Source organism: Streptomyces sp. NBC_00775, from assembly GCF_036347135.1.
GTDB classification, from domain to species: Bacteria; Actinomycetota; Actinomycetes; order Streptomycetales; family Streptomycetaceae; genus Streptomyces; species Streptomyces lutosisoli.
Genome location: NZ_CP108938.1, coordinates 9376594 through 9401395 on the forward strand (window position 1 = coordinate 9376594; position 24802 = coordinate 9401395).

Here is a 24802-nt window from a genome sequence, read left to right on the forward strand (position 1 = left end):
CGGCGTACCGGACATCACGCGGCGGTCGGCACCCCCGCCAGCAGCCGCCTGATGTCCCGTACCGCCGCGCGTCCGGCCCGGTTGGCGCCGATGGTGCTGGCCGAGGGGCCGTACCCGACCAGATGGATGCGCGGATCGGCGACCGCGCGCGTCGCCTCGACGCGGATGCCGCCGCCCGGTTCGCGCAGCCGCAGAGGTGCCAGATGGTCGATGGCGGCCCGGAAGCCGGTCGCCCACAGGATGACATCGGCGTCCACGTGACGGCCGTCGTTCCATTCGACGCCGTCGGGCGCGATCCGGTCGAACATCGGCTGCCGGTCCAGCACGCCGTCGGCCAGTGCCTGCCGGATCGCGTCGTTCAAGGGCAGCCCGGTGACCGAGACGACACTCTTGGGCGGCAGCCCCTGACGGACCCGCTCCTCGACGAGCGCGACAGCGGCCCGGCCGAATTCCTCGGTGAAGGGACCCTCACGGAAGACGGGCGGACGCCGCGTCACCCACGTGGTCCCGGCGGCGTACGGGGCGATCTCCATCAGATGCTGGGTGCCGGACGCGCCGCCGCCCACGACGACCACCCGCTGTCCGGCGAAAGCTTCGGGACCGGGGTACTGCGCGGTGTGCAACTGCCGCCCCCGGAAGGTCTCCTGGCCCGGATAGCGCGGCCAGAACGGCCTGTCCCAGGTGCCCGTCGCGTTGATCAGCGCCCGCGCCGACCACGTACCGTCGTCCGTCTCGACGAGCAGCCGCCCGCCCTCGCCCTCGCGTACGGCCTTCACCTCGACCGGCCGCCGCACCCGCAGGTCGAAGGTGCGCTCGTAGGTGTCGAAGTACTCCGCGATGACCTCGGAGGACGGGCGCGCCGGGTCCGCGTCCGTCAGTTCCATGCCGGGCAGGGAGTGCATCCCGTGCACTTTGCCGTACGTCAGCGAGGGCCAGCGGAACTGCCAGGCGCCGCCGGGACGCGGCGCGTGGTCGAGCACCACGAAGTCCCGCTCGGGCTCGAAACCGCCCCGCCGCAGGTGAAAGGCGCTGGACAGGCCGGCCTGTCCAGCGCCTATGACGACGACGTCGACTTCGCGCGCTCGTACCCCGGTGTTGTTCACGCATCTACTAACCGGACCGGGGTCCGGGATCTTCCCGGAGGATGTCCGCCGGTGAGCCGTTTCGACGAGTGATGAGTCACCCGACGCGTCTCCGTCAGCGGCCACTCGCGACGAGCAGGGGCGCGCCACCTCCCACGGCCGCCGCGCGGGGCAGCAGCCCCCGCGCCGCCAGATCCGGAATCACTCCCTCCCCGAACCAGTACGCCTCCTCCAGATGCGGATACCCGGAGAGCACGAAGTGCTCGACGCCCAGCGCGTGGTAGTCCTCGATCCGGTCGGCGACCTCGGCATGGCTGCCCACGAGGGCGGTGCCCGCGCCACCGCGCACGAGCCCCACACCCGCCCACAGGTTCGGAGAGATCTCCAGCCGGTCGCGGGAGCCGCCGTGCAGCGCCAGCATGCGCTGCTGGCCCACTGACTCGCTGCGTCCGAGCGCCGACTGCGCGGCCGCGATCGTGTCGGCGTCGAGGTCGTCGAGCAGCCGGTTCGCCGTCGACCAGGCCTCGGCCGACGAATCGCGGGAGATGGTGTGCAGCCGGACACCGAAGCGAACCGTGCGCCCCTCACGGTCGGCGAGCGAGCGAATCCAGTCGATCTTCTCCTTGACCTGGGCCGGAGGCTCGCCCCACGTCAGATAGACGTTCGCGTGCCGGGCCGCGACCGGCCCCGCGGCCGCCGACGAACCGCCGAAGAAGATCTCCGGCAGCGGATCGGGCGGCAGCGCCGTCAGCCCGCCCTCGACCTGGTAATGGGCGCCTTCGAAGTCGTACGGCTGCCCGCTCCACACCCCGCGTACGACCGACAGGAACTCATCCGTACGCGCGTACCGCTGATCGTGTCCGAGATGGTCGCCGAAGCGCCGCTGTTCCGCCGAGTCGCCGCCGGTGACGACGTTCAGGAGCAGTCGGCCGCGCGTGATGCGCTGGTACGTCGCCGCCATCTGTGCCGCGAGCGTCGGCGAGATGACGCCCGGCCGGAACGCCACCAGGAACTTCAGCCGCTCGGTGTGCTGGGCCAGCGCCACCGTGGTCAGCCAGGCGTCCTCGCACCAGGTGCCGGTCGGAGTGAGCACCGCCTCGAAGCCCAACTGCTCGGCGGCCTTGGCGATCTGGGCCAGATACTCGATGTCGGGCGCGCGGACCCCGCTGACCGGCCGGGCGCGGTCGATGTCGTTCGAGGCGTACGCGTGCCGGTCGACGAGGGTACGGCCGTCGCCGCCGGTCGGCAGGAACCAGTGGAGATGGACGGTCATGAGGATTCCTTGAAGACGCGGGGCGTGGTCGTGGACGGCGGCAGACTGCCGTTGAACCGGGTGTCCACGAAGTCGGCGAAGTCGACCTTGCCGGGGATGAGCTTCAGGCCGGTGAAGGTGTCCGCGATCGCCTGCTCGGAGGCGATGAGCGGCTTGTCGACGGCGACCGCGATACGGCTGGCGTTGGTCCGCTTCACCGAGGCCAGCGCCACCTCGTACGGCAGCCCGGTGTCCTTCGCCCACACCTTGGCCCACGCCTCCGGGTGGTCGTAGACCCAGTCCTGGGCCCGCCGCAGCCGCTCCAGATAGTCCTTGACGGCCGCGGCCTTCTTCGTGTCCTTCAGCGCGCCCGGCGCCGCCACCTGGAAGTTGAGCCCGTTGACCACGCCGTCGCCGTCCGTCAGGATCCGGCCCTGCTTGGCCCCCAGCACCTGCGAGGTGTACGGGTCCCACACCGCCCACGCGTCGACCTTTCCGCTGGTGAACGCGGCCAGCGCGTCGGCGGGCTGGAGATACTTCACCTTGACGTCGCTCAGCGTGAGCCCGGCCTCCTTGAGCGAGGCGATCAGCTGATAGTGCGCGGACGAACCCTGCGCCACGGCGACGGACTTGCCCTTGAGCTCCTCGGGCTTCTTCAGCGACGAGTTCTTCGGTACGAGGATGGCCTCGCCCTTGGACGTGCCGTGCCAGGCGGCCACCACGGTGATCTTGGAGTTGGCGCCGGCCGCGAAGACGGGAGGGGTGTTGCCGACGCCGCCGATGTCGACGGCCTTGGCGTTGACGGCCTCCAAGAGTGGCGGGCCGGACGTGAACGTCGACCACTTGATCTTGTAGTCGAGGTTCTTGAGCTCTCCGGCGGCCCGCAGCACCGCCTCCGAACCACCCTTCTGGTCACCGACGTTGAGCGTGAGGGACCCCTTGCCGTCGGTCCCGGCACCCGCGGCGGTGTCGGCCGCCGAGTTCCCGCCGCAGGCGGCGAGCAGCAGGGCCAGGGGAAGGAGCAGGGCGGCGGGGGCGAGGCGTCGTCGCATGGTGGTTCCGTTCGTTGGGCTGAACCGAGGGAGTGATTCAGCGGGGTCGAACTCGGGGATGTTCGGCCGGGGTTGAACTGAGGCTTTGGGGCGGGGGAGTTCAGGCGGCCTCGGCGGCGGTGTCGACGCCGAGCCGTTCCAGCAGTGCGGCGCGCAGTGCGGCGAACCGGGGGGCGGCGATGTCACGCGGGCGGTCCAGCTCGACCTCCGTCTCGTACGCGATGACGCCGTCGTCCATCACGAGGACGCGGTCGGCGAGCAGTACCGCCTCCTCGACGTCGTGGGTGACCAACAGGACGGCGCAGCCCCGGCGTTGCCAGAGTTCGCCGACGAGTCGCTGTGCCTTGATCCGGGTCAGCGCGTCCAGCGCGCCGAACGGCTCGTCGAGCAGCAGCAGATCGGGCTCGCGGACCAACGCGCGGGCCAGCGAGGCACGTTGGGCCTCACCGCCGGAGAGCGTCTTGGGCCAGGCGCCCGAGCGGTGGCTGAGACCGACCTCGGTCAACGCCTGTTCGGCGACGGCACGTCCGGGCTTGCCGGGCAGACCGAGCAGCACGTTGCGCCACACCTTCTTCCACGGCATCAGCCGGGGTGCCTGGAACGCGACGGCCTTGCGCCGCGGGACGAGGACGGTGCCCTCGATGTCTCGGTCCAGCCCGGCGAGGATCCGCAGGAGCGTGGACTTGCCGCAGCCGCTGCGGCCGAGCAGGGCCACGAACTCGCCCGGCCTGACGTCAAGTTGGAGGTCGTCGATGACGGCGCGGCCGTCGAAGGAGCGGGTCAGCCCCGCCACGCGTACGGCCGCGGCGGGGGCCTTCCGGGCGGTGGTCACCGGCCCGTGAACGTCGGTCGCCATTGCAGCAGCAGCCTTTCGAGGGTGCGGACGACGAAGTCGGCGAGCAGGCCGAGGAAGGCGTAGACGATCAGGCAGACGACGATCACGTCGGTCCGCAGGAAGTCCCGCGCCTGGACCATGAGGAAGCCGATCCCGGCGTCAGCGTTGATCTGCTCGGCGAAGACGAGCGCGAGCCAGGCGATGCCGAGGGAGTAGCGCAGCCCGGTCAACGCCCCGGGCAGCGCGCCCGGCAGCACGACATGCCGGACGAGCCCCCATCGCGAGAGTCCCAGCGACTCCCCGGCCTCGATCAGCTGGGAATCGACGCCGCGGATGCCGGCGTACACATTCAGATAGAGCGGGAAGGACACGCCGAGCGTGATGATCGCGATCTTCGGGGCCTCGCCGATGCCGAACCAGATGATGAACAGCGGGATCAGCCCGACGAACGGCACGGTTCGCAGCATCTGGACGCTCGCGTCCACGAGGTCCTCACCGATGCGGAACAGCCCTGATATCAGGGCGAGTCCGGTACCGACGACGGTGCCGAGCAGCAGGCCGACCGCGACGCGCTGCAACGAGACGCCCATCGCGTTCGGCAGCGCCCCGTCCGCGATCAGATCACTGCCGACCCTCGCGATGGTGCCCGGCGAGGCAAGGACATCGGAGGCCAAAACTCCCGTAGCGCTGAGGAGTTGCCACAGAGCGAGCAGCAGGACGGGGCCGGAGGTCCGGCGCAGCCAACGGGGGACCCGGGTGCGGCGCGTGGAGGCGGGGACGATGGGTTCGAGGTCGGGCGACGCCTGCGAGGGCTCGCCGTCCTTGAATATATCGGAAATATCGGGCTCGGACGAGCCGGGCGGGGCATGGCTGATGCTCATGAGTGCTCCACGGGGAGGAGAGCGACCGGAGAGGGGTACGCCATGGCGCCGCCGCGTCATGAACTCAGCGTGGGATCACATGAGATCGGACGCGCGGGTGGGCGGAGCGCAGGCGAGGAGAAAAGGAGGAAAGCGAGGGTGGAAGGGCGTCAGCAGCCGCGGCGACACGCGGCGGAGGCCACCCGCAGCAGGTCGATGTGACCGCGCGTGGTGAGCATGGCTGAACGCAACATGCGGCAGAAGCTAGCCAGCTGGTGCGCGTACGGTCAATGGTGTCTCGCGGACTGGACCTTTCGTATCACGGTACGGGCGGGGCGGTCGGGGTGCGGATCCCGAAGCATGTGCCGTCGATCGGGCGTGACCCCCGATGTGCGGGCCGTCGATCGGGCGTGGAACCCCACGTATGGGCGAGGATTGGGGCATGTCCGATGCCTTCACCACCCGTGTCCTGAACGTCGCCACCGGTTCGTCGGAGACGGTCGTCGATCTCACCCGTGACTGTGAGGCCTTCCTCCGGGAGGCGGCGGCCGGCCGCGACGGCCTCCTGAACGTCTTCGTCCCGCACGCGACCGCCGGAATCGCGATCATCGAAACCGGCGCCGGCAGCGACGACGACCTCCTCGCCGCCCTCCACTCCCTGCTCCCCGCGGACGACCGCTGGCAACACCGCCACGGCAGCCCCGGCCACGGCCGCGACCACGTACTGCCGGCGGTCGTGCCGCCGCACGCGACGTTGCCGGTGGTGGGCGGGCGGCTGGAGTTGGGGACGTGGCAGTCGGTGTGCCTGGTGGACACGAACAGGGATAATTTTGAGCGAAAGGTTCGCTTTACCTTTCTTGCCGGCTCCTGATCTCACTCCTGGGTTCGAGTCCCACCCGCCCCAACTGTGCAGGTCGGCCTCTGAGGAACGAACCCGCGCGGTCGCGACCCGTTACGACAAGAGGGCCTACGTCTTTCACGGGACGGTCACCATCGCCTCGATCCGACTCTGGCTCCGCGCGTGAGGTTCCCTCGCTCCTACTCCAGCATGCGTTCCGCGTCATTCGGGACCCAGGGAAAGGGCACGTCGGGCCACCGTGCAGCGGCCCACGCGTCGAGATCGACAGCGAGGACGGCATCGATGAAGAGTTGAGGCGGTCGGTAGCCGTGGGCGGTGATGTAGTGCGTGATGAGGAACGGAGCAGCGTAGGCGATGCCGTCCTCGCCCGGGATCCGCACCTCCCCGTTGCCCGCTGGAGCCAATTCCTCGGGACACAGGTCACACTCGTGCAGCCCCAGGCAGACGTTCATCCACTGGACCTCCTGAACAGCCTCCAGCTTCTCCACGAACGCCGTGGGGACCGTTCCTGCCGAGTACGGTTTGCCGGCCTCCAGCCACCCGATGTTCAGGCGGGTGTACGCCGGGCGGTACCAGAGCGTGTAGAAGCCCGACTCCCCGTCCGTGAAGGCATCCTCGTCCTGGTAGTCGTACTCGCTGAGATCTTCGTAGAACACCCGCACATCATCGCCGCACCACTTCGTTGAGGCCCGCGCGATTCCACGACCCATCGGACACGGCCTGGCGGGTGGGAACGGCTCTCGCCGTGACGGACTCGGCGGGCATACCCGGGGCCAAACCCGCGCCCGCCCCCTTCAGCGCCCCTCCGCCATCCGCCGTACCACCGTCAGCGCCTCGCGCACTGCCCCCGGGATGTCCGTCACCGGGAAGCGCGCCAGGCGCACCACGCGTTCGCGGTCCACCACCAGCACCGCCCGCTTCAGCCGCAGTGCCTGCCCGGCGCGGAATACTGGTAGCCGCAGAGCGGCGGCGAGGCGCAAGTCGACGTCTGAGAGCAGGGTGAAGGGGATGCCCTCCTCGACCGCGAACACCCGCTGCTCGTCGGGGCGTTGAGTGCTCACGCCGCGTACCTCGGCGCCCGCCGCGCGGAAGTCGTCGTACGCGTCCCGGAACAGCCGGTTTTCCAGCGTGCAGCCGATGGCACCCGGGATGTCGGCCCAGCCGTCCGGCAACGGGCCGGGGCGACCGGTCGCCGGGTAGCAGAACAGGACGGTGGTCGCGGCCTCGGCCACCGGGTCCAGCGGCTCACCGTCCCGGTGCCCCGGCAGTTCGAGGCGCGGCAGCCACTCGCCCACCAGGCCCGCCACCCGCCGCGCCTCGGCACTCTCCTCGTCGGCCGTGCCGCTCAGTGAGCCGTCGCCGAGCAGCCAGCGGTCCGCCCAGTCCTGCATCGAGAGCAGCACGGGCAGCAGCCCCCGTCCGCTCTCCGTCAGTCGGTACTCGTACCGCACCGGGCCGCTCTGATACGGAACCTTCTCCAGGACCTCCGCCTCCACCAGGTGCGCAAGGCGCTCGGTCAGCACCTTGCGGGAGATCCCCAACTCCTCCTGGAGCGCGTCGAACCGGTGGTGCCCGCGTGCGGTCTCCCGCACCAGGAGCAGGCTCCACCAGTCGCCGACCACCGCCGCCGCCTGCGCGATCGCACAGGCGGCGTCCCGCTCGGGCACCGACCTGACCATGGGTCTCCTGTCTTGCGGATACAGCATCCAGCCTTCGAAACCATCTTGCGCCCTGTGGTCAGTTCCGGATAGGAACTCAATCGCAACCAAGTAAGTTCCCAAAAGAGACTCGCTGGAGGATGGGCGTCGCATGAGCGAGACACCGACGGTCCCGGAGCACGATCGCCGCAGCACCCACCACGCGACCTCGCCTCCGACCGTCTTCTGGCGCTACTGGGCCGCTGCCACCGTCAGCAACGCGGGCACCGCCGTCACCGCCCTCGCTCTACCCCTGGTCGCCCTCACAGTCCTCGACGCCACCGCGCTCCAGGCCGCCCTGCTCGCCGCCGCCGGACAGATCTCCTGGCTGCTGCTCAGCCTCCCGGCCGGAGTGATCGCCCAGCGCGTCCCGCTCCGCCGCCTCCAGGTCACCCTCGATCTCGTACGGTTCGTCGCCGTCGGATCCCTCCCGCTCGCCTGGTGGCTTGGCCGGCTCAGCTACCCGCACCTGTTGCTCGCCGCTCTGGTCACCGGCGCCGCGACCGTACTCTTCGACATCGGCAACTCGACCTTTCTGCCCGCCATCGTCCCGGACCGGCAGCTCGCCGCCCGCAACAGCCTGATGTCCGGCACGCACGCCGTCACCGAGACCGGAGGGCCCTCCGGGGGCGGCCTCCTCGTGCACGCCACGGGCCCGGTCGGCGCGCTCCTCGTGGACGCGGCCAGCTACCTGCTCTCCGCCGTGCTGCTGCGTACCCTCCCCGAGCGCCGTCCCGCCGCCCGCACCGGCGACGGCGCCCTCCGGCTGATCCGCGAGGGCTGGACGTACGTGACGCGGCACCCAGTGATGCTGCCCTGCATGCTCTGGGCCACCGCCACCAACTTCGTCTGCGCCGCCCTGGTCGCCCTCACACCCCTCTACCTGGTCCGTGAGGCCGGACTGACGTCCGTCCAACTCGGCCTGGTGCTCGCCATGGACGGAATCGGCGCGCTCGCCGGATCCGCCGTGGCGGTCCGGCTGACCCGGCGGTTCGGCACCGCCCGTGGGGTCGTCGGGACCGCGCTGGCCGGCGGCGCCGCCGCCCTGCTGGCCCCGCTGACCACGTCCGCAGGCGACGCATACTGGTTCGCCCTGGGCAACGCCGGCTTCGCCTTCGGCGTCGTCATCGGGTCGATCACCACCCGCACCCACCGCCAGACCGAGTCCCCGCCCGAGCTCCTCTCCCGTGTCATGGCCACCGTCCGCTTCGTCTCCTGGGGCGCCCAGCCGCTCGGCGCCCTCACCGCCGGCCTGCTCGCCACGTACATGGGGACGCACGCGGCCCTCTGGACGGTATGCACAGCCGCGCTTCTGCCGCCGCTGTACCTGCTCGCGGTCCCGGTGGGCCGCCGCCGGGACTTCGCCTGACGCGGTCCTGGAGTCGGCGTTTAGAGAGGTCAGTCCGGCGGCTGGATCACATCAATTGAGCCGCTGCGTTCCATGAACGACTCAAGGGACGCCCGGTTCGCGGTGGTCAACTCGATCTCGTCTCCGTCCTCATTTCGCAGGAGGACCTTTACAGCGCGGCGCCGGGTGATCCACCGCTCCTGCAGCGACTGCAACGCGTCCACCAGCCCGACGATCCCGCCGATCACCGCGAACACTGTGAGCGGATCCACCACCCTGGCACGCGGCCAGCGCCGCACGGACACCCCGTGGCGCGGATCCTGCAACACGTCCTCGACTGCCCGCACGTCCTCCTCGGCCAGCGAGTGGACCTGCAGCTCGATGGTGATGCTCACAGGTTGTCCCATCTAGTTGGCAACGGGTTTGTCGAGCGCCGGAGCGCCGAGATAGGAGTAGGCGGCCCAGTTCTCGACCTCGGTCGTTGGCTTCAGTTGTCGCTGAACACGGTTCACCGCCTCCTGCGGACCGACACCGGCGCCGAGGTGGCCGTAGAGCTCGGTCATAAAGGCCGAGGCCACGTCGTCGTAGATGGGCCACCGGCTGGCTATGATGCCTCGGGCTCCGGCCTTGATCAGGCTTCCAGTCAGGCCGGCGCACTCGTTCATCGGCCCGTATGAAGTCAGCCCGGAGGAGCAGGCGGAGAGCGTGACGATCGGCGCCTGCGGGAATCGGACAGCGCTCAGCTCCGCCGCGGAGACGCGCTTCGAGTCACGCTCGTGGTCCGCGTCGAAGTAGAGGAAAGAGCGATCGGGCTCGACCGGGTCGAAGGTTCCGTGACAGGCGAGGTGGATGATGCTGTATGTGCGGCTGAGTGCGTTCAGCACATCAGCCTTCGTTGCGCGGGTGCCGTCGATGACGTCCACATTCCCTGGCAGCAGGCGGGTGATGGCAGCCACCTCCTCGGCTGTCCGGGGCAGGTCGGATCCGCCGTATGCCACCACGAGCGCCGGGGAGGCGCTGCCACTGGCCGCGGCTGCGATCCCGGCGAGTTCGCCACCGACTGAGAGCGATGGCAGGTAGCAGATCTCAAACGAGTCCAGCAGCACCGAACCCTCGACCGCTGTCGCCTCGTACGGCAGGTGGTTGAGCCATCCTGGTGCGCTGATCGCCAACTTCTTGATCTTTGCCGAGCGGAGCAGGGCAGCCAACTCGTCAGTGAAGAGGTGATTGAGCTGCCGGCACGAGCGTAGGAGATGCCGGGAGCGGAAGACGCCAGGGTCCAGGTTGTGACCCTTGGCGATCCCTATGAGGCGCTCTTCATTGATGAGCGACTGCCGCGACTCGAACCTCCAGTCGGTGCCGGCGCGGTACAACACGATGGCGGTTATCCACCCTCTGGCGGCCGTAAGAACACAGATTGCTGTGTCCACGGGCCATCGCGCGAGGTCCAGCCGCTCCAACGCCCGGTCGACCAGCGGGGTCGACGTCGTCGCCTCCGCCACTCGGAGCTTCACCTTGCGGGCGGCTGCGGTGACTTCCTTGCGTAATCCCTCCGCCGGCCGCGCGGAGGTCGGCTGCCGCAGCCACGCGGGGGGCCTGCCGAGTATTTGGCGGATGAACCTATTGCGCGCTGCCGTATCGGCGCGGGCGGCAACGTCCACCGTCGATGCGTATGCATTGCGGAGGTTGGCCGCGCGCGTCGTCTCCAGCGCCTCCAACGCAGACCGATGCCGTCCGGCCTCCGCGCGCAGACGTGCCAGAGAGTCGAACGCGCCGCAGAATTGGTTTGCGGCGAGGGTAACTGCTGCATTGGTCCGGGCCGCAAGTAACTCTTGCTGTGCGATGCCGGCGGCGTCCTTCACATACCCCAGCGCCTCATCCCGTCGGCCACGATGCTCACTGAGATCAGCTAGTTGCATCAGAATCAGGTAAGGATCGCGCATTCGCCGGACGTTGGGAAGCGATGCCAGCAGGTCCTGCTCGGCGGAGGAGGTCCACTCAGCGGCGTCCGGCTGCGTCCTCCCGCGATTGCGCAGCATGACTGCGGTGGCACGTGACTCTTGTGCACCGGCCCGCATGTGCTCTGGCAGTGCCGGTTCGGCTATGGCCAGGTTCAACTGCCTGATGGACAAGTCCAGGTCGGCCTCGCTTGCCGAGCCTACTTTGAGGAGGTCCCCCAAGGTATGCCGCACCCGTGCCACCTGGAGTCGCACGTTCTCGGAGTCATCGCATGACTCCAGGTAGTAGGCCAGTGAGCTCTCTGCGGCCTCTATGCCCATCGCGCGAACCTTGTTGAGCCCGCCAACTACCACCAGCTCAGGTTGGTTACGAGCCGCCAGACTGTACGCGTCCATCGCGACGTTGTGTTCCAACGCGGCTCTTACGAAGGGCGGATGGTCCCCGACGGTAATCTCCATGGCCTTGGTCAGCGCCTTCAGGCCGGCCTCGAAGAGGGCCGTGTGCCGGTAGAACTCGTTCAGGTAGACGGCTTCGATATTGGCGATGACCCAGTCGGACGACTCGGGGTATTCATTGCATGCCTGCAGGCGGTGGGCGAAGCGGATGGCAGGCACCAGATAATTCGGCCCGTCGCTCCTGTACTGCATCAAGCCTTCCAACTCGGCTGTGATGGCTTGCGCGTCGCTCTCCGGGGCGTGCCCCCAGACATGATCGCGGGTCGCCCCCAGCAGGCTGATGTTCTTGAATCGGCCGGGCAGCCGCAGGCTCGAGTCGACCAGCACGTACTTGGTGGAACCACACTCGGTGCAGCTGATCGCTTGGAGGATGCCCCTCTGCTCCACGACCCACCGGTGACCGCACTCGGAACAGCGTAGGTCCATCCGTAAGGCATGGATGACCAGCGACATCCGGCCCCCGTCCTCAGCCGGACACGCCTGACCCTCATAGTCCTTCGGGGTCAAGAAGTTGACCGCTGGGTTGAATCGCCATTCCCAGCCGCAAGCGTCGCAGCGGAAGTAGGCCTGCGCGTCGAATGACAGCCCGGGAAGCACCTCGGGGTTGAGGAACTCAGCTGGCAGCAGGTTCGCGAACGCTTCCACTGTGCTCCCCGATCAAGCCTCGACGACCACCAACGCCAACATAGTGCCGGATACGGGCATGAAGTGCCAGGAAACCCCGCGCCCGTACGAGACTGTCAATTACCAACCACAGTCGGGCACTTCCTCCCGTGAGCGCGGAATCGGTGTACACCACGGCTCGCCGCCCAGCCATGTCTGATCAAGCCCTTCATCAGACGGCGCGCGACGGGGCCGACGCCGTTTGAGCCCACCCGTGGACACAACGGACTCAGGAGACGGGCTGGGGCTCCTTCTGGTCCGTCGCCGGAGCCTTCTGAAGGCTGGTCCCCTCGATGTCGAGGTCGGGCAGGATCCTGTCCAGCCAGGCCGGCAGCCACCAGGCGCCCCGGCCGGCGAGGGCGAGCACCGCGGGTACGAGCGTCATGCGGACGGCGAAGGCATCGATGGCCACTCCGACGGCCAGGGCGAACGCGATGGGCTTGATCAGGGAGTCGTCCAGCGGGAAGAACCCGGCGAAGACAGTGAACATGATCAGCGCGGCCGCGGTCACGACGCGCACGCTGTGACGTGCGCCGTCGATGACCGACTGGCGGGCCCGCCGGGTGTGGGCCCATTCCTCGCGCATCCCGGACACGAGGAACACCTCGTAGTCCATGGCCAGTCCGAAGAGCACGCCGATCAGGATGATCGGCAGGAAACTGCCGACGGGGCCGCTGTGCGGCACGTCGAGGACGTCGGCCAGCCAGCCCCACTGAAAGACGGCGACGACGAGGCCGAGCGAGGCGCCCACCGAGAGCAGGAAGCCGACGGCGGCCTTGACGGGGATGACCAGAGATCGGAAGACGACCATCAGCAGGAGCAGGCTGAGGCCGACGACGATGGCGACGAAGGGCAGCAGGGAGTCGCTGAGCCGGTTGGAGACGTCGATGTTGACCGCGGTGGTGCCGGTGACTGCCACAGAGGCACCCGTGGTTTCACGGATGTCGGGCGCGGCCTTACGGATGTCGCCGACGAGTTGGCCGGTGCGGACGCTGTCCGGGCCGGAGGCGGGCAGGACGGTGATGACGCTCTGAGCCGGGTCGCTGGTGGGCTGGGGTGGCAGGACGGCCTTGACGTTCTTGAGGGTCGACAGCTTCTGGGCCACCTGGGCGCCGGCCTGTGCGCTCGCGGCAGCCGTGCCGTGCTTGGTCTCGGCCAGTACGAGGAGCGGGCCGTTGAAGCCGGGACCGAACTTGTCGTTGATCGTGTCGTAGGCCTTGCGCTCGGTGGAGGCGTGCGGGGCCGAGCCGTTGTCGGGAAGAGCCAGGCGCATGTCCGTGGCGGGCAGGGCGAGGGTCACCAGGATGCCCGCCACCGCGAGCACCGTCAGCAGAGGCTTGGCGATGACCCGCTTGGTCCAGCGGGTGCCCATGGTGGTGCGGTCGGTGGAGCCCTCGGTGTCGGCGGCCCGCCGGGCGGCGCGGCTGCCGGGCTTGGGGATGAGCCGGGAGCCGGCGAATCCCGCGATGGCGGGGACGAGGGTGATCGCGGCCAGCACGGCGATGAGTACGGCTCCGGCGGCCCCGAGACCCATGGTGGTCAGGAACGGGATGCCGATGACGCTCAGTGCGGCGAGCGCGATGATCACGGTGGTGCCGGCGAAGACCACGGCGCTTCCGGCCGTGCCGGTGGCCAGCGCGATGGATTCCTTGGGGTCGGTTCCGCGGGCCAGTTGCTGTCGGTGGCGGGAGAGGATGAACAGGACGTAGTCGATGCCGACGGCCAGGCCCAGCATGAGGGCGAGCGTGACGGCGGTGGAGGAGATGCTGGCCGCGGGCGCGAGAGCGAGCAGCCCGGCCAGTCCCACCGCCACACCGATCAGCGCGGGCAGCAGCGCCATGCCGGCGGCCGGCAACGACCCGAACGTGACGACCAGGACGAGCAGGGCCACGGCCACGCCGATGATCTCCGACGGGCCGACGTGGACGCCTTTGCTGCTGTAGACGGACCCGCCCACCGACGTCTTCAGCCCGTTCTTCTCCGCCGCCTTGGCCATGTCCTCGATCGCGTCCACCGATGAGGTACGGACCTGAGCGTTCTGCACGGGGTACTGGAGCTGGATGATCGCCGTGGTCCGGTCGGCCGAGACGGCGCCGGAGGTGCTGGGGTCGACGACGTCGCTGACCTGGGGAGCCTTCTCGGCTTCCGCCACGCTCTGGGCGATGGTCGCGGCGTAGGGGGCTTCGGTGACCTGGTGGCCCTTGGGAGCGGTGAAGACGATCTGGGCGCTCGCGCCCGATGCTTCCGGAAGGGTCTTGCTCAGACTGTCCAACGCACGCTGGGACTCGGTGCCGGGCACTGCGAAGCGGTCGTCGAGCTTGCCGCTGAAGAGGCTGACGCACGTGATGAGCGCGGCCAGGACGAAGAGCCATATACCCAGGACGAGCTTTCGGTGCCGGTAGGCGCTGTGGCCCAGCCGGTGGAGCAGGACGGCCATGACGAACTCCCTAGGACGGTGGGGTCCCGCACGCCCGAGCGCAGTCATGGGCGGGGGAAGCGGAGGGGACTCCGGTCGGACACCGCGGCCGCGTGATGAGCGGCAGACGCTGACGGCGCCTTGATCGATAGACCGACTTTATCACTTGCTCAAGTCGAACGACTCGGTCGTTCGACTATCACAGAGGTCACTCTCGGTAAAAGACCAGTTCGCGGTGTATTTGCAGGTGACGGAATCGGGCGACCTTGTCTCATGACAAAGTCTTCTGTGTGTGACCCGTGCGCATGGCACCCAAGCGGTGCTTCGGGCGCACCGTCCTGGCCCGCATCGCACAGGTGGCGTGCAAGGTGCCCCCGGCGGAGGCGTGGGAAGCCTCGAACGCCGTGAAGGGGGCGGCATGCCCTATGAAACCCGGCTGTGCAGGCCGGGAGGCTTACTGCCGCCGCAGCCGCAACCAGCTGTTCCAGCGGCCGCCTTCGGCAGGCTCGTGAAGGAAGGGCGTGGCCGCCTGCGGGAAAACCGTTCTGGCAGGCGGACGGCCCGCGTGGCTTGGTCTGCTGCGGGGAGGGGCATCCATCCGTGAGATGTTCGGCAACGGCCGGCCCGGCGGTGAACCGGGCGTGCTCACTGTGTTTCTCGGTCGGCGACCGGGCTCGGGTGCACGTGCGCCGTACGAATGCGCCCGGTCGCCGTCAGCTCGCAGGCACGGCCACCAGCTCCAGCCGGCCGCCGGCCATGGCCACCACGGCGGACACGAAGGCCTGGAGGCAGGTGTGCTCGGCCTCCTCGTCGGGGTGGGAGAGGTGCTGCAGGGTGAGCCCGTCGAAGCCGGCGAGGAAGAACCGTGCGATCGTCTCCGCGGGTTGGGCCAGGGGCTGGCCGGTGCGTTCGGCCGCCTCGGTGACCAGCCTCGCCGTCACTTCGGTCACACCCCGGTAGTGGCTGTCGAGGGCCTCGCTCAGGGCGGGGGTGCGAAGCGCGAACATGGTCAGTTCCGTGAGGAGCTGATGGCTGGCGGGCTGCTCACGCACCGTCCGCCACAGGGCGGCGGCCAGCGTGCTGGCCGTCTCCTCGAATCCGGCGTCGGCCGGCGCGGCCTGCTCGACCTGGGTGATCAGATCCTGGGTGAGCTGCTCCATGACGGCGCGGTACAGCCCTTCCTTCGTGCCGAAGGTGTAGTGCACCGTGGCCTGGGCCACCCCCAGCTCGGCGGCGATGGCACGGGTGCTCCCGGCCGCGACTCCTTCCCTGGTCATGAAGTCGATGGCCGCTTTGATCAGCTGAGGGCGGCGCTCGGCCGCGGGAACGTGAGCCATGACCTCATCGTACCGACTTAGTCCTGCGAACAAGTCGTCCGAACAAGTCGGACGTCGCGCACACGGATGCCGTGGCCGCGCGGCCGCTGAGGTCCGGTCCGTGGCCGCGCAGGTCAGTTCCCGCTGAACGACGGGTGAATACGTTTCCTCAAACGCCCGTGAAGCGGGATGAACGAGGAGGCAGGCCTGTGCAGGAAAGCCAGTTGGATACGTGCGTGATCGGGGCGGGACCTGCCGGGCTGGCGGTCGCCAGGGCCCTGGGGGAGCGGAATCTGCCGTACACGCATCTGGAGCGGCACGCCGGGCCCGGCGGTATCTGGGACATCGACAACCCCGGCAGCCCGATGTACGAGTCCGCTCATTTCATCTCCAGCAGAACCCTGTCGGGGTTCGGCGGATTTCCGATGCCCGACCACTTCGCGGACTACCCGCCCCACCGCCAGATTCTGTCGTACCTGCGGTCCTTCGCCGACGCCTACGGGCTGACCGAGCGCATCGAGTTCGGCGTCGAGGTCGAGAACGTCGAGAAGAACGCGGACGGCACCTGGACGGTCACCCGGGCCGACGGGCGGGAAAGCGTGCACGGGCAGGTCGTCGTGTGTACGGGCTCGCAGTGGCACCCCAACATCCCCGAACTGCCGGGGGAGTTCAGCGGAGAGGTCCGGCACACCGTCGGCTATCGCAGCGCGGAGGAACTGCGGGGCAAGCGGGTCCTGGTCGTGGGCGCGGGCAACTCCGGCTGCGACATAGCCTGCGACGCGGCCCGAACCGCGGACCACGCGGTGATCAGCATGCGGCGCGGGTACTGGTTCATCCCCAAGCACCTGTTCGGCCGGCCGGTGGACACCATCGCCAACAGCGGGCCGCATCTGCCGATGTGGCTGGCGCAGCGGGTCTTCGGTGCCCTCCTGCGGATCATCAACGGCGACCCGACGCGGCTGGGGCTGCCGAAGCCGGACCACAAGCTGTTCGAGACCCACCCGGCCATCAACTCGATGCTGATCCACCACCTCCAGCACGGCGACATCACCGCCAAGCCCGGGATCGCCCGCACCGAGGGCCGGACCGTGCACTTCACCGACGGCACGAGCGACGACTTCGATCTCGTTCTGCTGGCCACGGGTTACGTCCACAAAGTGCCGGTCGCGCAGCGGTACTTCGGCGACGAGCAGCACCCGGACCAGTACCTGTCGTCGTTCTCGCGCGAGCACCAGGGCCTGTTCGGCGTCGGCTTCGTCGAGACCAACTCCGGCGCGTACCAGCTCTTCGACGCCCAGGCGCAGCTGATCGCCGGGTACCTCCACGACGCGCGGCACCGGCTGCCGAACGCCGAGCGGTTCACCCAAAGGATCCGCGCCGACCGCCCGGATCTTTCCGGCGGGCTGAAGTTCGTCGACTCGCCCCGCCACACCGGTTACGTCGACAGCGGGGCCTTCGTGAAGTACCTGGGCAAGGTCGCGGGCGAGATGGGTTGGCGTACCGAGGGCCAGCCGCCGCCCGTGCGGTCCCTTCGACCCGCGGAGGTGACGGCATGAGCGGGTTCGGCTTCACCGACAAGGTCATGCTGGTGACCGGCGGCGCGGGCGGCATCGGCAGTGCGCTGTGCCGTCGCTTCGCCTCCGGCGGTGCTCGCTGCATCGTCGTCGACATCGACGACGCCCGCGCCATGAAGGTGGCCGCGGACCTTCCCGGCGCCGGGCATACGGGCATCGGCTGTGACCTGATGGACCGCGCCCAGGTGGAGCGGTTGTTCGAGCTGGTCGCCGACTCCTACGGCCGCCTCGACGTGCTCGTCAACAACGTGGGCATGACCAGTGCGGAACGCTTCGACGTCCGCAGCGTCGAGAGCATCGAGCGGGAGATCAGCCTCAACCTGACCTCTCCGCTGGTCGCGACCCGGATCGCCATTCCTCTTCTCATGGCTTCCCGGGACGCCCGGGTGGTCACCACGGTCTCCCTCGGCGGGATCTTCCCGCTGGGCGAGACCCCGATCTACACCGCCTCCAAGTTCGGACTGCGTGGCGCGATGCTCGCCATCGGGCTCGACCTCAGGAGCAAGGGCATCCTGGCCGGGTCGGTGCTCCCTTCGGCGACCGACACCCGGATGCTGCGTCAGGAAGCCGTGGACGGCGGGAACTCCATGCAGTTCCAGGACCGGCCCCAGCAGCCCGCCGACGTGGTCGCGGCCGTGGTGAGCCTGCTGGACAAGCCCCGACTGGAGGCCTACCCCCGGCCCGGTGAGTCCCGTCTGGTGCGGTTCGCGATGCTCATGCCGAACCTGCTGCCCCGGGTCTTCCCGCTGTTCCGCAAGCGCGGTGACCGCGGCATGGCCCGCTATCTGGAGGAACTCCGCAGACGCGGACTGGCCCGCCGGACAGAGGGGCGCTGGGAGCTGGTGGAGGAAGCATGACCACGAACGAGACGCTGCAGGTCGTCAACCCCGCCACTGGGGAGCCGATCACCAGCCTGCCCGCAGCGAGCGCCGACGACGTCGCCAAGGCCGCCGAGCAGGCGCGGCGGGTCCACGACGCCGGGGTGTGGTCGCGGCTGCCGGTCCGGGAGCGCGGCGCGGTGCTGCTGCGATTGGCCGACCTCATGGAACGCGACGCCGAGATCCTCGCCCGGCTGGACAGCGAGGACGCGGGCAAGCCGATCACGGAGTGCCGTACGGGCGACGTACCGGGCGCGATCGAGTCGATCCGCTGGTTCGCCGAGGCCGCCGACAAGGTCTTCGGCCGCCTCGCGCCGAGCGGCCCGGACGCTCTCGGCCTCATGAGCCGGGAACCGGTCGGGGTCGTCGCGGCGATCCTGCCGTGGAACTACCCCCTTGCGATGACCGCGTGGAAGGTCGGACCGGCGCTGGCGGCGGGCAACTGCCTCCTGGTCAAGCCCGCCGAGGCGACCCCGCGTTCGGCCCTGCACCTGGCCGCACTCGCCGCCGAGGCAGGCCTGCCCGACGGGGTGCTCACGGTACTGCCCGGGTACGGCCAGGAAGCCGGCGCGGCCCTCGCTCGTCATCCCCTCGTGGGGGCGCTCTCCTTCACCGGGTCCACCGCGACCGGTCGCCGCATCCTCAAGGCCGCCGCCGACAGCAACTTCAAGCGCGTCTCGCTGGAGATGGGCGGCAAGAGCCCCCAGGTGCTGATGGCCGACGCGCTCTCCTACGGGGACGAGCTCATCGACAACATGATCGAGGCCGCGTTCCTGACCATGGGGCAGAACTGCACGGCCGGCTCCCGGGTTCTGGTTCACCGCAGTATCGCCGAGGAGGTCCTGGAGCGGTTCACGGCCGCGGCGAGAGAGCTCGTCATCGGCGATCCGGCCCACCCGCGCACGCGGATGGGGCCGCTCATCAACCACGCCGCCTTCGACCGGGTCGCGGGAGCCGTGGAGGCCGCCCGGGCCGGCGGAGCCCAGATCCACACCGGGGGACTGCCCCACGGGCTGCCTCCGCGCGGCGCCTACTACCCGCCCACCGTGATCACCCGCGCCCCCGACGGCAGCGACGTCCTCACCAAGGAACTGTTCGGCCCCGTCGTCACCGTCCAGACCTTCACCTCCGAGGACGAGGCGGTACGCAGGGCCAACGCCACCGAGTACGGGCTCGCCGCCTCGGTCTGGACCCGCGACCTCGACACCGCGCTGAGGCTGGCCCGGGGCATCGAGACCGGCGTGGTCTCCGTCAACGCCTACAGCGAGGGCGACATCACCACCCCTTTCGGCGGTTGGAAGCAGTCGGGCTTCGGCGGAGCGGAGAAGTCCACCGACGCCTTCGACCAGTGGACCCGGGAGAAGACGATCTGGATCCGCACCCGCTGAGCCCGCTGACCTCGGCCTCACAGGCGATCCGCACGCATCCGCTCCCGCAGCTGGACCGGGGAGGTGCCGTGCCAGCGGCGTACCGCGCGGCGCAGCGCCCGTTCGTCGGAGAATCCCGCACGGCGGGCGATGTCGCGCAGTGTCAGTTCCGGGCGGAGCAACAGCTGTTCGACGCGCTCCCGGCGCACTCCCTCGACGAGTGCCTCGTACGTCGTGCCGCAGTCGGCCAGCCGACGGCGCAGCGTCCGCTCGCTCGTCGCATGCCGCCGCGCCTGTTCGGCGAACGAAGGCACCGCCGGGAGGCCCTGCGCGACGGAGATCTCCAGCACCTCCAGCAGATCCTGCTGGTCACGGCGGGAAGCCATCTGCGCGTCGAGCGTCTCCAGCGTCGACGCGTAGCTCACCGGATCCCGGCCGGGCATCCGGGTACGGGCCCACGCGGGGTCGATGACCATGCGGTTGGTGGGGGTGCCGAAGCGGACCGGACAGCGGAACAGGGCGTCGTACAGGTCGAGTTGGCGCGGAGGCGGCAACGAGAACTCCACCGCCCTCGGTGTGAAGGCCGGATCGACGGCCAGCCTGGACAGGGTGACCACGGAGGCGAACGCCTCCTCGCTCAGGAAGGAAGCCACGGCCGGGTCCATGGCGGGATCGGGAAGATCGGCGCGCAGCACGAAGGCCTCGTCCTCTTCACCCCCACCGGCCGACCACACCACCATCGCCCCGGACAGGTTCTGGTACCTCACCCCGGTTTCGATGGCGAGCTGGAGCGTGTCGTCGGCCATCAGGGCGAAGCCGAGCAGGCCCCACGCGGTCAGGTGCTGCGCCGAGCCGACCTTCAGCCCCAGGCGCTCGTCGCCGGTGAGCTCCAGCGCACGCCGGATCACCGCGCTGCCCTGCCGGTACGACACCCGCAGCGCGGCGGAGCGCATGACCGTCTCGTCCAGTCCCATCTGCCTCAGCAAGGGCCGCAGATCGACGCCGCGCTCGTCGGCGACCACGACGAGATAGCGCAGGATGTTCGGCTGGATCGTCGCCGACGTGCTGCGGCTGGTCCCGGGAGAGTCCGCCGGGCCGGGGTCAAGGGACATCGCACTCACCTTCTCCTCGGCGACCACCGTAGGCAGCGGGCATCGCCGGTCGTGCTCATTGGCCCCCGAAGTCCCCTGTACGGCCCCTGGCGTCCTGAGCCTGCCTTCCGCGCCTGGCTACGGTTTCGGCAACCCGCACGGCATCCGACTCGCTGGTCCCCGACCACTCACCCCAGCGCACACAGGAAATGAAGGCGCGACAGCATCATGTCCCTCAATGCTCCAGCTCGGCCGGGTGCCGGGCACCCGGTCTCCAGGAAGGGCGCCCGAAGGGGCGCGACCCTCGCGTTCGCCGCGCAAGGGGTGTCCGTCGCAGCCGTGTACACGACGGTCCCCGCTGTCACCGAACACCTGAACCTGGCCCCGCTCCTGACGACCACCCTCATGGTCGCGGTGGCGCTGATGGCAGGGGGCGGCAGCTTCCTGGGTCTGGCCGCGATCCGACGCGCCGGTCCCGTCGCCACGATCCGCGGGGCCGTGCTGACGGCCGCCGCCACGCTGGTGCTGATCGGGTGGGCCGCCGACGAGACGACCGTCATCTGCGCGTACATCCTCTTCGGGCTCGCTGTCGGTGCCCTCGACGTCGGGGTCAACGCCCGGGCAGCGGCGATCGAACGCGCCTACGGCCGCAGCATTTTCGGCTCCTTCTACATGGCATGGAGCGTGGGTGGCGCGGTCGCGGCCCTGCTCACTGCCGGGGCCGCCCGGCTGGAGTGGCCCGTAGCCGTCGGCCTGAGCGTTCAGGCATGCACCGTGCTGCTCCTCGCCGTCTGCATACGCACGCACGCTCTCCCCTCCTCCTCCGCGGGACCGCCGGACACCGTCGCGCAGCTGCCGCTGGGGCGCCGCCTGTGGACCCGGCTCATCCCGTTCGGCCTGGTACTCCTCGTCGTCTACGTCGTCGACTCCACCGTCTCGGCCTGGTCGGCGGTCTACCTGCGCCAGACCCTCGCCGCGTCCCTCACCGTCGCGCCGCTGGCGTACGCGGCCTACCAGGCCGGCACAGTCGTCGGCCGCGCCGCCACCGACCGCCTCGTGCAACGGTTCGGAGCGGTCGCCGTCGTCCGCACCGCGGCCCTGCTGGTCGCGGGCGCCCTGGCAGGCATGGCCGCAGCGCCGAGCTGGCCGTTCGCCGTTCTCGCGGCCGGGGCGGTGGGCCTGGGAGCGTCCGTCCTGGCTCCGCTGTGTCTGGCCTCCGCCGCGCGGCTGCGTCCCGCTGCCTCGGAGGCGGTCCTGGCACGCCTGAACCTCTTCAACTACGTCGGCGTCATCACCGGTGGCGCGGTGAGCGGACTCCTCGGCTCCACCGGCCAGTTCCGTCTCGCCTACGCGGCACCGGCCGCCCTGGCGGTTCTTCTCCTGGTCGCCGCCCGCCATTTCAGTGCGGGTCGTGGCCGCTTGTCCGGCCTGTAGGTCAGCCGTCAGCGGGCGATCTCAGGGTTGGTGAGATGCGTACGTCTCCGCCTCGCGTCGGCCACAGTTCGACAGAACCCTGCAACGCCCACACCGACGGGGGTCGTAACCGTCCGACACCATTTGGCGCCCAGAGTAGTCACCATGCCCGTCGGTAGCACCTATTGGACAATTACCATAAAAGGCGCACAGTCCTAGCCAGGCACGGATGTGCTCGAGGTGGAGAATGCGCGACATCACCTTCCGCGGCGTCGGTGAGTCCCCGGAGCCCGGGGGCGAAGCGGAAGCCCTGCTGGACGCCCGCGCGCGAGTGGCGGCCTGGGGGCCGGGAGCCCGGAAGATGCTCGGCTACACGGTGCGGGAGATCCTCGGCCATCGTGCGGACGAGCTCCTCCACGACTCCGCTGATGCGGCGGACATGCTCCAGCGGTGGGACAAGGGCGTTCGTCGGGCGTCCCTGGTGTTGCGGCAGCGCAGCGGGGAGCCGCTGGAGGCCGAGGTCTGGGTGCGCTCCCTCACCTCCGTCAATGGTGAACGTCAGTGGCTCGTTCAGGCGGTTGGCGCGGAGGTGTTCCGCACATACGAGTTCGGGCGTGCCCTGTTGAAGGGACTGTTCACCGACTCCCCGTTCCACATCGATCTCTTCGACAGGGAGCTTCGGTTCGTCGCTCAGAACCTCACGGAGCGACGCGCCGGAGTGTTCCGGGGGACCGCGTACTCCGGACACACGATGCGCGAGATGGCCCCGATGGGCCTGCTGGACATCGATGCCCTGGAGGCGCGGCAGCGGCGCGTGCTGGAGACCGGCGAGGCCCTCATCGGCACTGAGGTCGTCGGCCACCACATACCCAGTTCGCCGCGCGAGTACGTGTGGTCCGAGTCCATCCTGCCCCTCAGGAACACGTCCGGGACGGTGGTCGCGCTGGCCCATGTGCTCTCCGACGTGACCCAGCGGGTCCGGTCGCGGGAGCGGCTGGTGCTGGCGAACGAGGCCGCCACCCGGATCGGCACCACCCTGGACCTCTGGGGCACGGCCCGGGAACTGGCCGAGGTCGCGGTGCCCCACTTTGCCGACATCTGCCACGTCGACCTACTGGACTCCGTCTTCCCCGGTAGGGAGCCGGCCGGCGACCGGCGGCAGCGTCCCCCGCTGCTCCGCCGGGCCGCATGCAGCGGAGCAGCCGAAGACTTGGGTCCGGGCGGGGCCGGGCCGATGGTGGGCGACCACGACGCGCGCGCGACGGCGCCCGGCTCGCCGTTCCTCGACGCCCTTGCGAAAGGCGAGTCCATCCTCCTTGCGGACGAGCAGCTGCGCACGTGTACCGCCGCAGTCCTCCCACGGCGGTCGCCGGACGGCGGGACGGAAGTCCATTCCTGGCTTCTCGTCCCCATGCTTGCCCGGGACCTCGCGCTCGGCACCGCCGTCTTCATGCGCTCCCGCAGTCCCCGCCGGTTCGAGCCCGACGACGTGCTGCTGGCCGAGCAGATCGTGACCCGCGCGGCGGTATGTGTCGACAATGCCAGCCGGTACCACCGGGAGCGGACGACGGCACGGACCCTCCGGCGGAGTCTGCTCCCCCAGCGGCTGCCGTCGCCGTCGGCGGCGCGGACGGCGTCCCGGTATCTGCCGGCGAGCGAGCACACAGGGCTGGGCGGCGACTGGTTCGACGTGATCCCCCTGTCCGGCGCACGGGTGGCGCTCGTGGTGGGCGACGTGGTCGGACACGATCTGCAGTCCGCCGTGACCATGGGCCGCCTGCGCAGCGCCGTACGCACGCTCGCGGATCTCGATCTGTCCCCCGAAGAGCTCCTCATCCATCTGGATGACCAGATGAACCGCTTCCTCGACGAGCGCGGCGACGAAGGGTCCCTGGTGACGGGAGCGACCTGTCTGTACGCGGTGTACGACCCGGTGTCGCGCCACTGCCACCTGGCACGCGCTGGTCATCCGCCACCTGCGGTGGTGTCGGTGGACGGCGGTGTCGACTTCGTCGACCTGCCCGGCGGCCCGCCACTGGGCCTGGGCGGTGTCGTATTCGAAGAGCGTGAGATCACCCTGAGCGATGGGGACCTCCTCGTCCTCTACACCGACGGACTGCTGGAATCTCGTGAACAGGATCTCGACACCGGGTTGTCCCGCATGCGGGACACCCTCTCCCGCACTCCTGTGTCGGCCACTCCGCAGGAGGTGTGCGACACGTTGATCCGTGAACTGCTTCTGCCGGGCCGTCACGACGACGTGGCCGTCCTGGCGGCCCGGATGAGCGGCCTGGCTCCGGACAGTCATGTCACCTGGGAGATCGAGGCGCAGGAGAAGATGGTCGGCCAGGCGAGGGACCTGACGGCACAGCAGATGGCGTTGTGGGGGCTGGAGGAGGAGTCGTTCACCACCGAGCTGATCGTCAGTGAGCTGGTGACGAACGCGATGCGCCACGGCGGCGAGCCGATCACGCTCCGCCTCATTTGGGACCACAACCTGATCTGCGAGGTGTCGGACGGCAGCAGCACCTCCCCCCACGTGAGGCGGGCCCAGGACACGGACGAGGGCGGACGCGGTCTCTACCTCATCACCCAGCTCACGCAGAACTGGGGGACTCGGTACAGCGAACGGGGTAAGACCATCTGGGCCGAGCAGCCACTTCCCAGCTGACGGTCGGGCGTGCG

Annotated in this window: 20 protein-coding genes; 7 read left to right on the forward strand and 13 right to left on the reverse strand. The window is 69.5% G+C overall.

Going from position 1 to position 24802, the window contains the following annotated elements:
- Positions 1 to 14: 14 nt before the first annotated feature.
- The 6 genes from OIC96_RS41730 to OIC96_RS49980 all read right to left on the reverse strand — a co-directional run bounded on the left by OIC96_RS41730 (position 15) and on the right by OIC96_RS49980 (position 5335).
- Positions 15 to 1103 carry an NAD(P)-binding domain-containing protein gene (locus tag OIC96_RS41730; RefSeq protein WP_330302856.1) on the reverse strand — a complete coding sequence of 363 codons (1089 nt, stop codon included), beginning with the start codon at positions 1101 to 1103 and terminating at the stop codon, positions 15 to 17.
- A 94-nt stretch (positions 1104 to 1197) separates the two neighbouring features.
- Positions 1198 to 2355, reverse strand: coding sequence for an LLM class flavin-dependent oxidoreductase (locus OIC96_RS41735; protein ID WP_330302855.1), 1158 nt, complete (start codon positions 2353 to 2355; stop codon positions 1198 to 1200).
- Positions 2352 to 3386, reverse strand: a complete 1035-nt coding sequence (locus OIC96_RS41740; protein WP_330302854.1) for an ABC transporter substrate-binding protein — start codon at positions 3384 to 3386, stop codon at positions 2352 to 2354. The genes OIC96_RS41735 and OIC96_RS41740 overlap by 4 nt, the downstream gene beginning before the upstream one ends.
- 100 nt (positions 3387 to 3486) lie before the next feature.
- Complete coding sequence (locus OIC96_RS41745; RefSeq protein WP_330302853.1) at positions 3487 to 4242, reverse strand: ABC transporter ATP-binding protein; 756 nt, start codon at positions 4240 to 4242, stop codon at positions 3487 to 3489.
- On the reverse strand, positions 4215 to 5102 hold the full coding sequence (locus OIC96_RS41750) for an ABC transporter permease (RefSeq protein ID WP_330302852.1): 888 nt from the start codon (positions 5100 to 5102) through the stop codon (positions 4215 to 4217). The genes OIC96_RS41745 and OIC96_RS41750 overlap by 28 nt, the downstream gene beginning before the upstream one ends.
- A gap of 149 nt (positions 5103 to 5251) precedes the next feature.
- Positions 5252 to 5335 carry a putative leader peptide gene (locus OIC96_RS49980; protein ID WP_351276907.1) on the reverse strand — a complete coding sequence of 28 codons (84 nt, stop codon included), beginning with the start codon at positions 5333 to 5335 and terminating at the stop codon, positions 5252 to 5254.
- A gap of 188 nt (positions 5336 to 5523) precedes the next feature.
- Here OIC96_RS49980 and OIC96_RS41755 point away from each other — a divergent pair, with 188 nt between their 5' ends.
- Positions 5524 to 5952, forward strand: coding sequence for a secondary thiamine-phosphate synthase enzyme YjbQ (locus OIC96_RS41755; protein ID WP_330302851.1), 429 nt, complete (start codon positions 5524 to 5526; stop codon positions 5950 to 5952).
- A 167-nt stretch (positions 5953 to 6119) separates the two neighbouring features.
- Here the strand turns inward: OIC96_RS41755 and OIC96_RS41760 are convergent, their stop codons facing one another.
- Both OIC96_RS41760 and OIC96_RS41765 read right to left on the reverse strand, forming a co-directional pair.
- Complete coding sequence (locus tag OIC96_RS41760; RefSeq protein WP_330302850.1) at positions 6120 to 6596, reverse strand: DUF7919 family protein; 477 nt, start codon at positions 6594 to 6596, stop codon at positions 6120 to 6122.
- Positions 6597 to 6734: 138 nt separating this feature from the next.
- Positions 6735 to 7619 carry a winged helix-turn-helix transcriptional regulator gene (locus OIC96_RS41765; RefSeq protein ID WP_330302849.1) on the reverse strand — a complete coding sequence of 295 codons (885 nt, stop codon included), beginning with the start codon at positions 7617 to 7619 and terminating at the stop codon, positions 6735 to 6737.
- Positions 7620 to 7749: 130 nt separating this feature from the next.
- Here OIC96_RS41765 and OIC96_RS41770 point away from each other — a divergent pair, with 130 nt between their 5' ends.
- Positions 7750 to 9006: an MFS transporter gene (locus OIC96_RS41770; protein ID WP_330302848.1), complete on the forward strand. Its 1257-nt coding sequence runs from the start codon at positions 7750 to 7752 to the stop codon at positions 9004 to 9006.
- Positions 9007 to 9035: 29 nt separating this feature from the next.
- On the opposite strand, the gene OIC96_RS41775 is transcribed toward OIC96_RS41770, so the two are convergent.
- The 4 genes from OIC96_RS41775 to OIC96_RS41790 all read right to left on the reverse strand — a co-directional run bounded on the left by OIC96_RS41775 (position 9036) and on the right by OIC96_RS41790 (position 15815).
- Positions 9036 to 9380, reverse strand: coding sequence for a hypothetical protein (locus tag OIC96_RS41775; protein WP_330302847.1), 345 nt, complete (start codon positions 9378 to 9380; stop codon positions 9036 to 9038).
- Positions 9381 to 9392: 12 nt separating this feature from the next.
- On the reverse strand, positions 9393 to 12044 hold the full coding sequence (locus OIC96_RS41780; RefSeq protein WP_330302846.1) for a CHAT domain-containing protein: 2652 nt from the start codon (positions 12042 to 12044) through the stop codon (positions 9393 to 9395).
- A gap of 247 nt (positions 12045 to 12291) precedes the next feature.
- Positions 12292 to 14499: an MMPL family transporter gene (locus OIC96_RS41785; RefSeq protein ID WP_330302845.1), complete on the reverse strand. Its 2208-nt coding sequence runs from the start codon at positions 14497 to 14499 to the stop codon at positions 12292 to 12294.
- Between the two features lie 692 nt (positions 14500 to 15191).
- The gene (locus OIC96_RS41790) at positions 15192 to 15815 is read right to left on the reverse strand and encodes a TetR/AcrR family transcriptional regulator (RefSeq protein WP_330302844.1); all 624 of its coding nucleotides are present in this window, start codon (positions 15813 to 15815) and stop codon (positions 15192 to 15194) included.
- Between the two features lie 188 nt (positions 15816 to 16003).
- Between OIC96_RS41790 and OIC96_RS41795 the strand changes: the two genes are divergently transcribed.
- From OIC96_RS41795 to OIC96_RS41805, 3 genes are read left to right on the forward strand one after another with little or no spacing between them, the layout of a single operon-like run.
- Complete coding sequence (locus OIC96_RS41795; protein WP_330302843.1) at positions 16004 to 17350, forward strand: flavin-containing monooxygenase; 1347 nt, start codon at positions 16004 to 16006, stop codon at positions 17348 to 17350.
- A complete protein-coding gene (locus OIC96_RS41800; protein ID WP_330302842.1) occupies positions 17347 to 18225 on the forward strand; it encodes an SDR family NAD(P)-dependent oxidoreductase in 879 nt (292 codons plus the stop codon). Before OIC96_RS41795 ends, OIC96_RS41800 begins: the two co-directional genes overlap by 4 nt.
- Positions 18222 to 19634, forward strand: a complete 1413-nt coding sequence (locus tag OIC96_RS41805) for an aldehyde dehydrogenase family protein (RefSeq protein ID WP_330302841.1) — start codon at positions 18222 to 18224, stop codon at positions 19632 to 19634. Before OIC96_RS41800 ends, OIC96_RS41805 begins: the two co-directional genes overlap by 4 nt.
- Before the next feature lie 17 nt (positions 19635 to 19651).
- Here the strand turns inward: OIC96_RS41805 and OIC96_RS41810 are convergent, their stop codons facing one another.
- Positions 19652 to 20725, reverse strand: a complete 1074-nt coding sequence (locus OIC96_RS41810; RefSeq protein WP_330302840.1) for an AraC family transcriptional regulator — start codon at positions 20723 to 20725, stop codon at positions 19652 to 19654.
- Positions 20726 to 20932: 207 nt separating this feature from the next.
- Here OIC96_RS41810 and OIC96_RS41815 point away from each other — a divergent pair, with 207 nt between their 5' ends.
- Both OIC96_RS41815 and OIC96_RS41820 read left to right on the forward strand, forming a co-directional pair.
- Positions 20933 to 22138 carry an MFS transporter gene (locus OIC96_RS41815; protein WP_330302839.1) on the forward strand — a complete coding sequence of 402 codons (1206 nt, stop codon included), beginning with the start codon at positions 20933 to 20935 and terminating at the stop codon, positions 22136 to 22138.
- 226 nt (positions 22139 to 22364) lie between these two features.
- Positions 22365 to 24788, forward strand: coding sequence for a SpoIIE family protein phosphatase (locus tag OIC96_RS41820; RefSeq protein WP_330302838.1), 2424 nt, complete (start codon positions 22365 to 22367; stop codon positions 24786 to 24788).
- Positions 24789 to 24802 lie beyond the last annotated feature (14 nt).

What these genes read in the sequence shown, in the direction of transcription:
- OIC96_RS41735 (WP_330302855.1), bottom strand. Translation starts at nt 2,355, where the DNA reads ATGACCGTCCATCTCCACTGGTTCCTGCCGACCGGCGGCGACGGCCGT.
- OIC96_RS41740 (WP_330302854.1), bottom strand. Translation starts at nt 3,386, where the DNA reads ATGCGACGACGCCTCGCCCCCGCCGCCCTGCTCCTTCCCCTGGCCCTG.
- OIC96_RS41745 (WP_330302853.1), bottom strand. Translation starts at nt 4,242, where the DNA reads ATGGCGACCGACGTTCACGGGCCGGTGACCACCGCCCGGAAGGCCCCC.
- OIC96_RS41750 (WP_330302852.1), bottom strand. Translation starts at nt 5,102, where the DNA reads ATGAGCATCAGCCATGCCCCGCCCGGCTCGTCCGAGCCCGATATTTCC.
- OIC96_RS49980 (WP_351276907.1), bottom strand. Translation starts at nt 5,335, where the DNA reads ATGTTGCGTTCAGCCATGCTCACCACGCGCGGTCACATCGACCTGCTG.
- OIC96_RS41755 (WP_330302851.1), top strand. Translation starts at nt 5,524, where the DNA reads ATGTCCGATGCCTTCACCACCCGTGTCCTGAACGTCGCCACCGGTTCG.
- OIC96_RS41765 (WP_330302849.1), bottom strand. Translation starts at nt 7,619, where the DNA reads ATGGTCAGGTCGGTGCCCGAGCGGGACGCCGCCTGTGCGATCGCGCAG.
- OIC96_RS41770 (WP_330302848.1), top strand. Translation starts at nt 7,750, where the DNA reads ATGAGCGAGACACCGACGGTCCCGGAGCACGATCGCCGCAGCACCCAC.
- OIC96_RS41785 (WP_330302845.1), bottom strand. Translation starts at nt 14,499, where the DNA reads ATGGCCGTCCTGCTCCACCGGCTGGGCCACAGCGCCTACCGGCACCGA.
- OIC96_RS41790 (WP_330302844.1), bottom strand. Translation starts at nt 15,815, where the DNA reads ATGGCTCACGTTCCCGCGGCCGAGCGCCGCCCTCAGCTGATCAAAGCG.
- OIC96_RS41800 (WP_330302842.1), top strand. Translation starts at nt 17,347, where the DNA reads ATGAGCGGGTTCGGCTTCACCGACAAGGTCATGCTGGTGACCGGCGGC.
- OIC96_RS41805 (WP_330302841.1), top strand. Translation starts at nt 18,222, where the DNA reads ATGACCACGAACGAGACGCTGCAGGTCGTCAACCCCGCCACTGGGGAG.
- OIC96_RS41810 (WP_330302840.1), bottom strand. Translation starts at nt 20,725, where the DNA reads ATGTCCCTTGACCCCGGCCCGGCGGACTCTCCCGGGACCAGCCGCAGC.
- OIC96_RS41815 (WP_330302839.1), top strand. Translation starts at nt 20,933, where the DNA reads ATGTCCCTCAATGCTCCAGCTCGGCCGGGTGCCGGGCACCCGGTCTCC.
- OIC96_RS41820 (WP_330302838.1), top strand. Translation starts at nt 22,365, where the DNA reads ATGCGCGACATCACCTTCCGCGGCGTCGGTGAGTCCCCGGAGCCCGGG.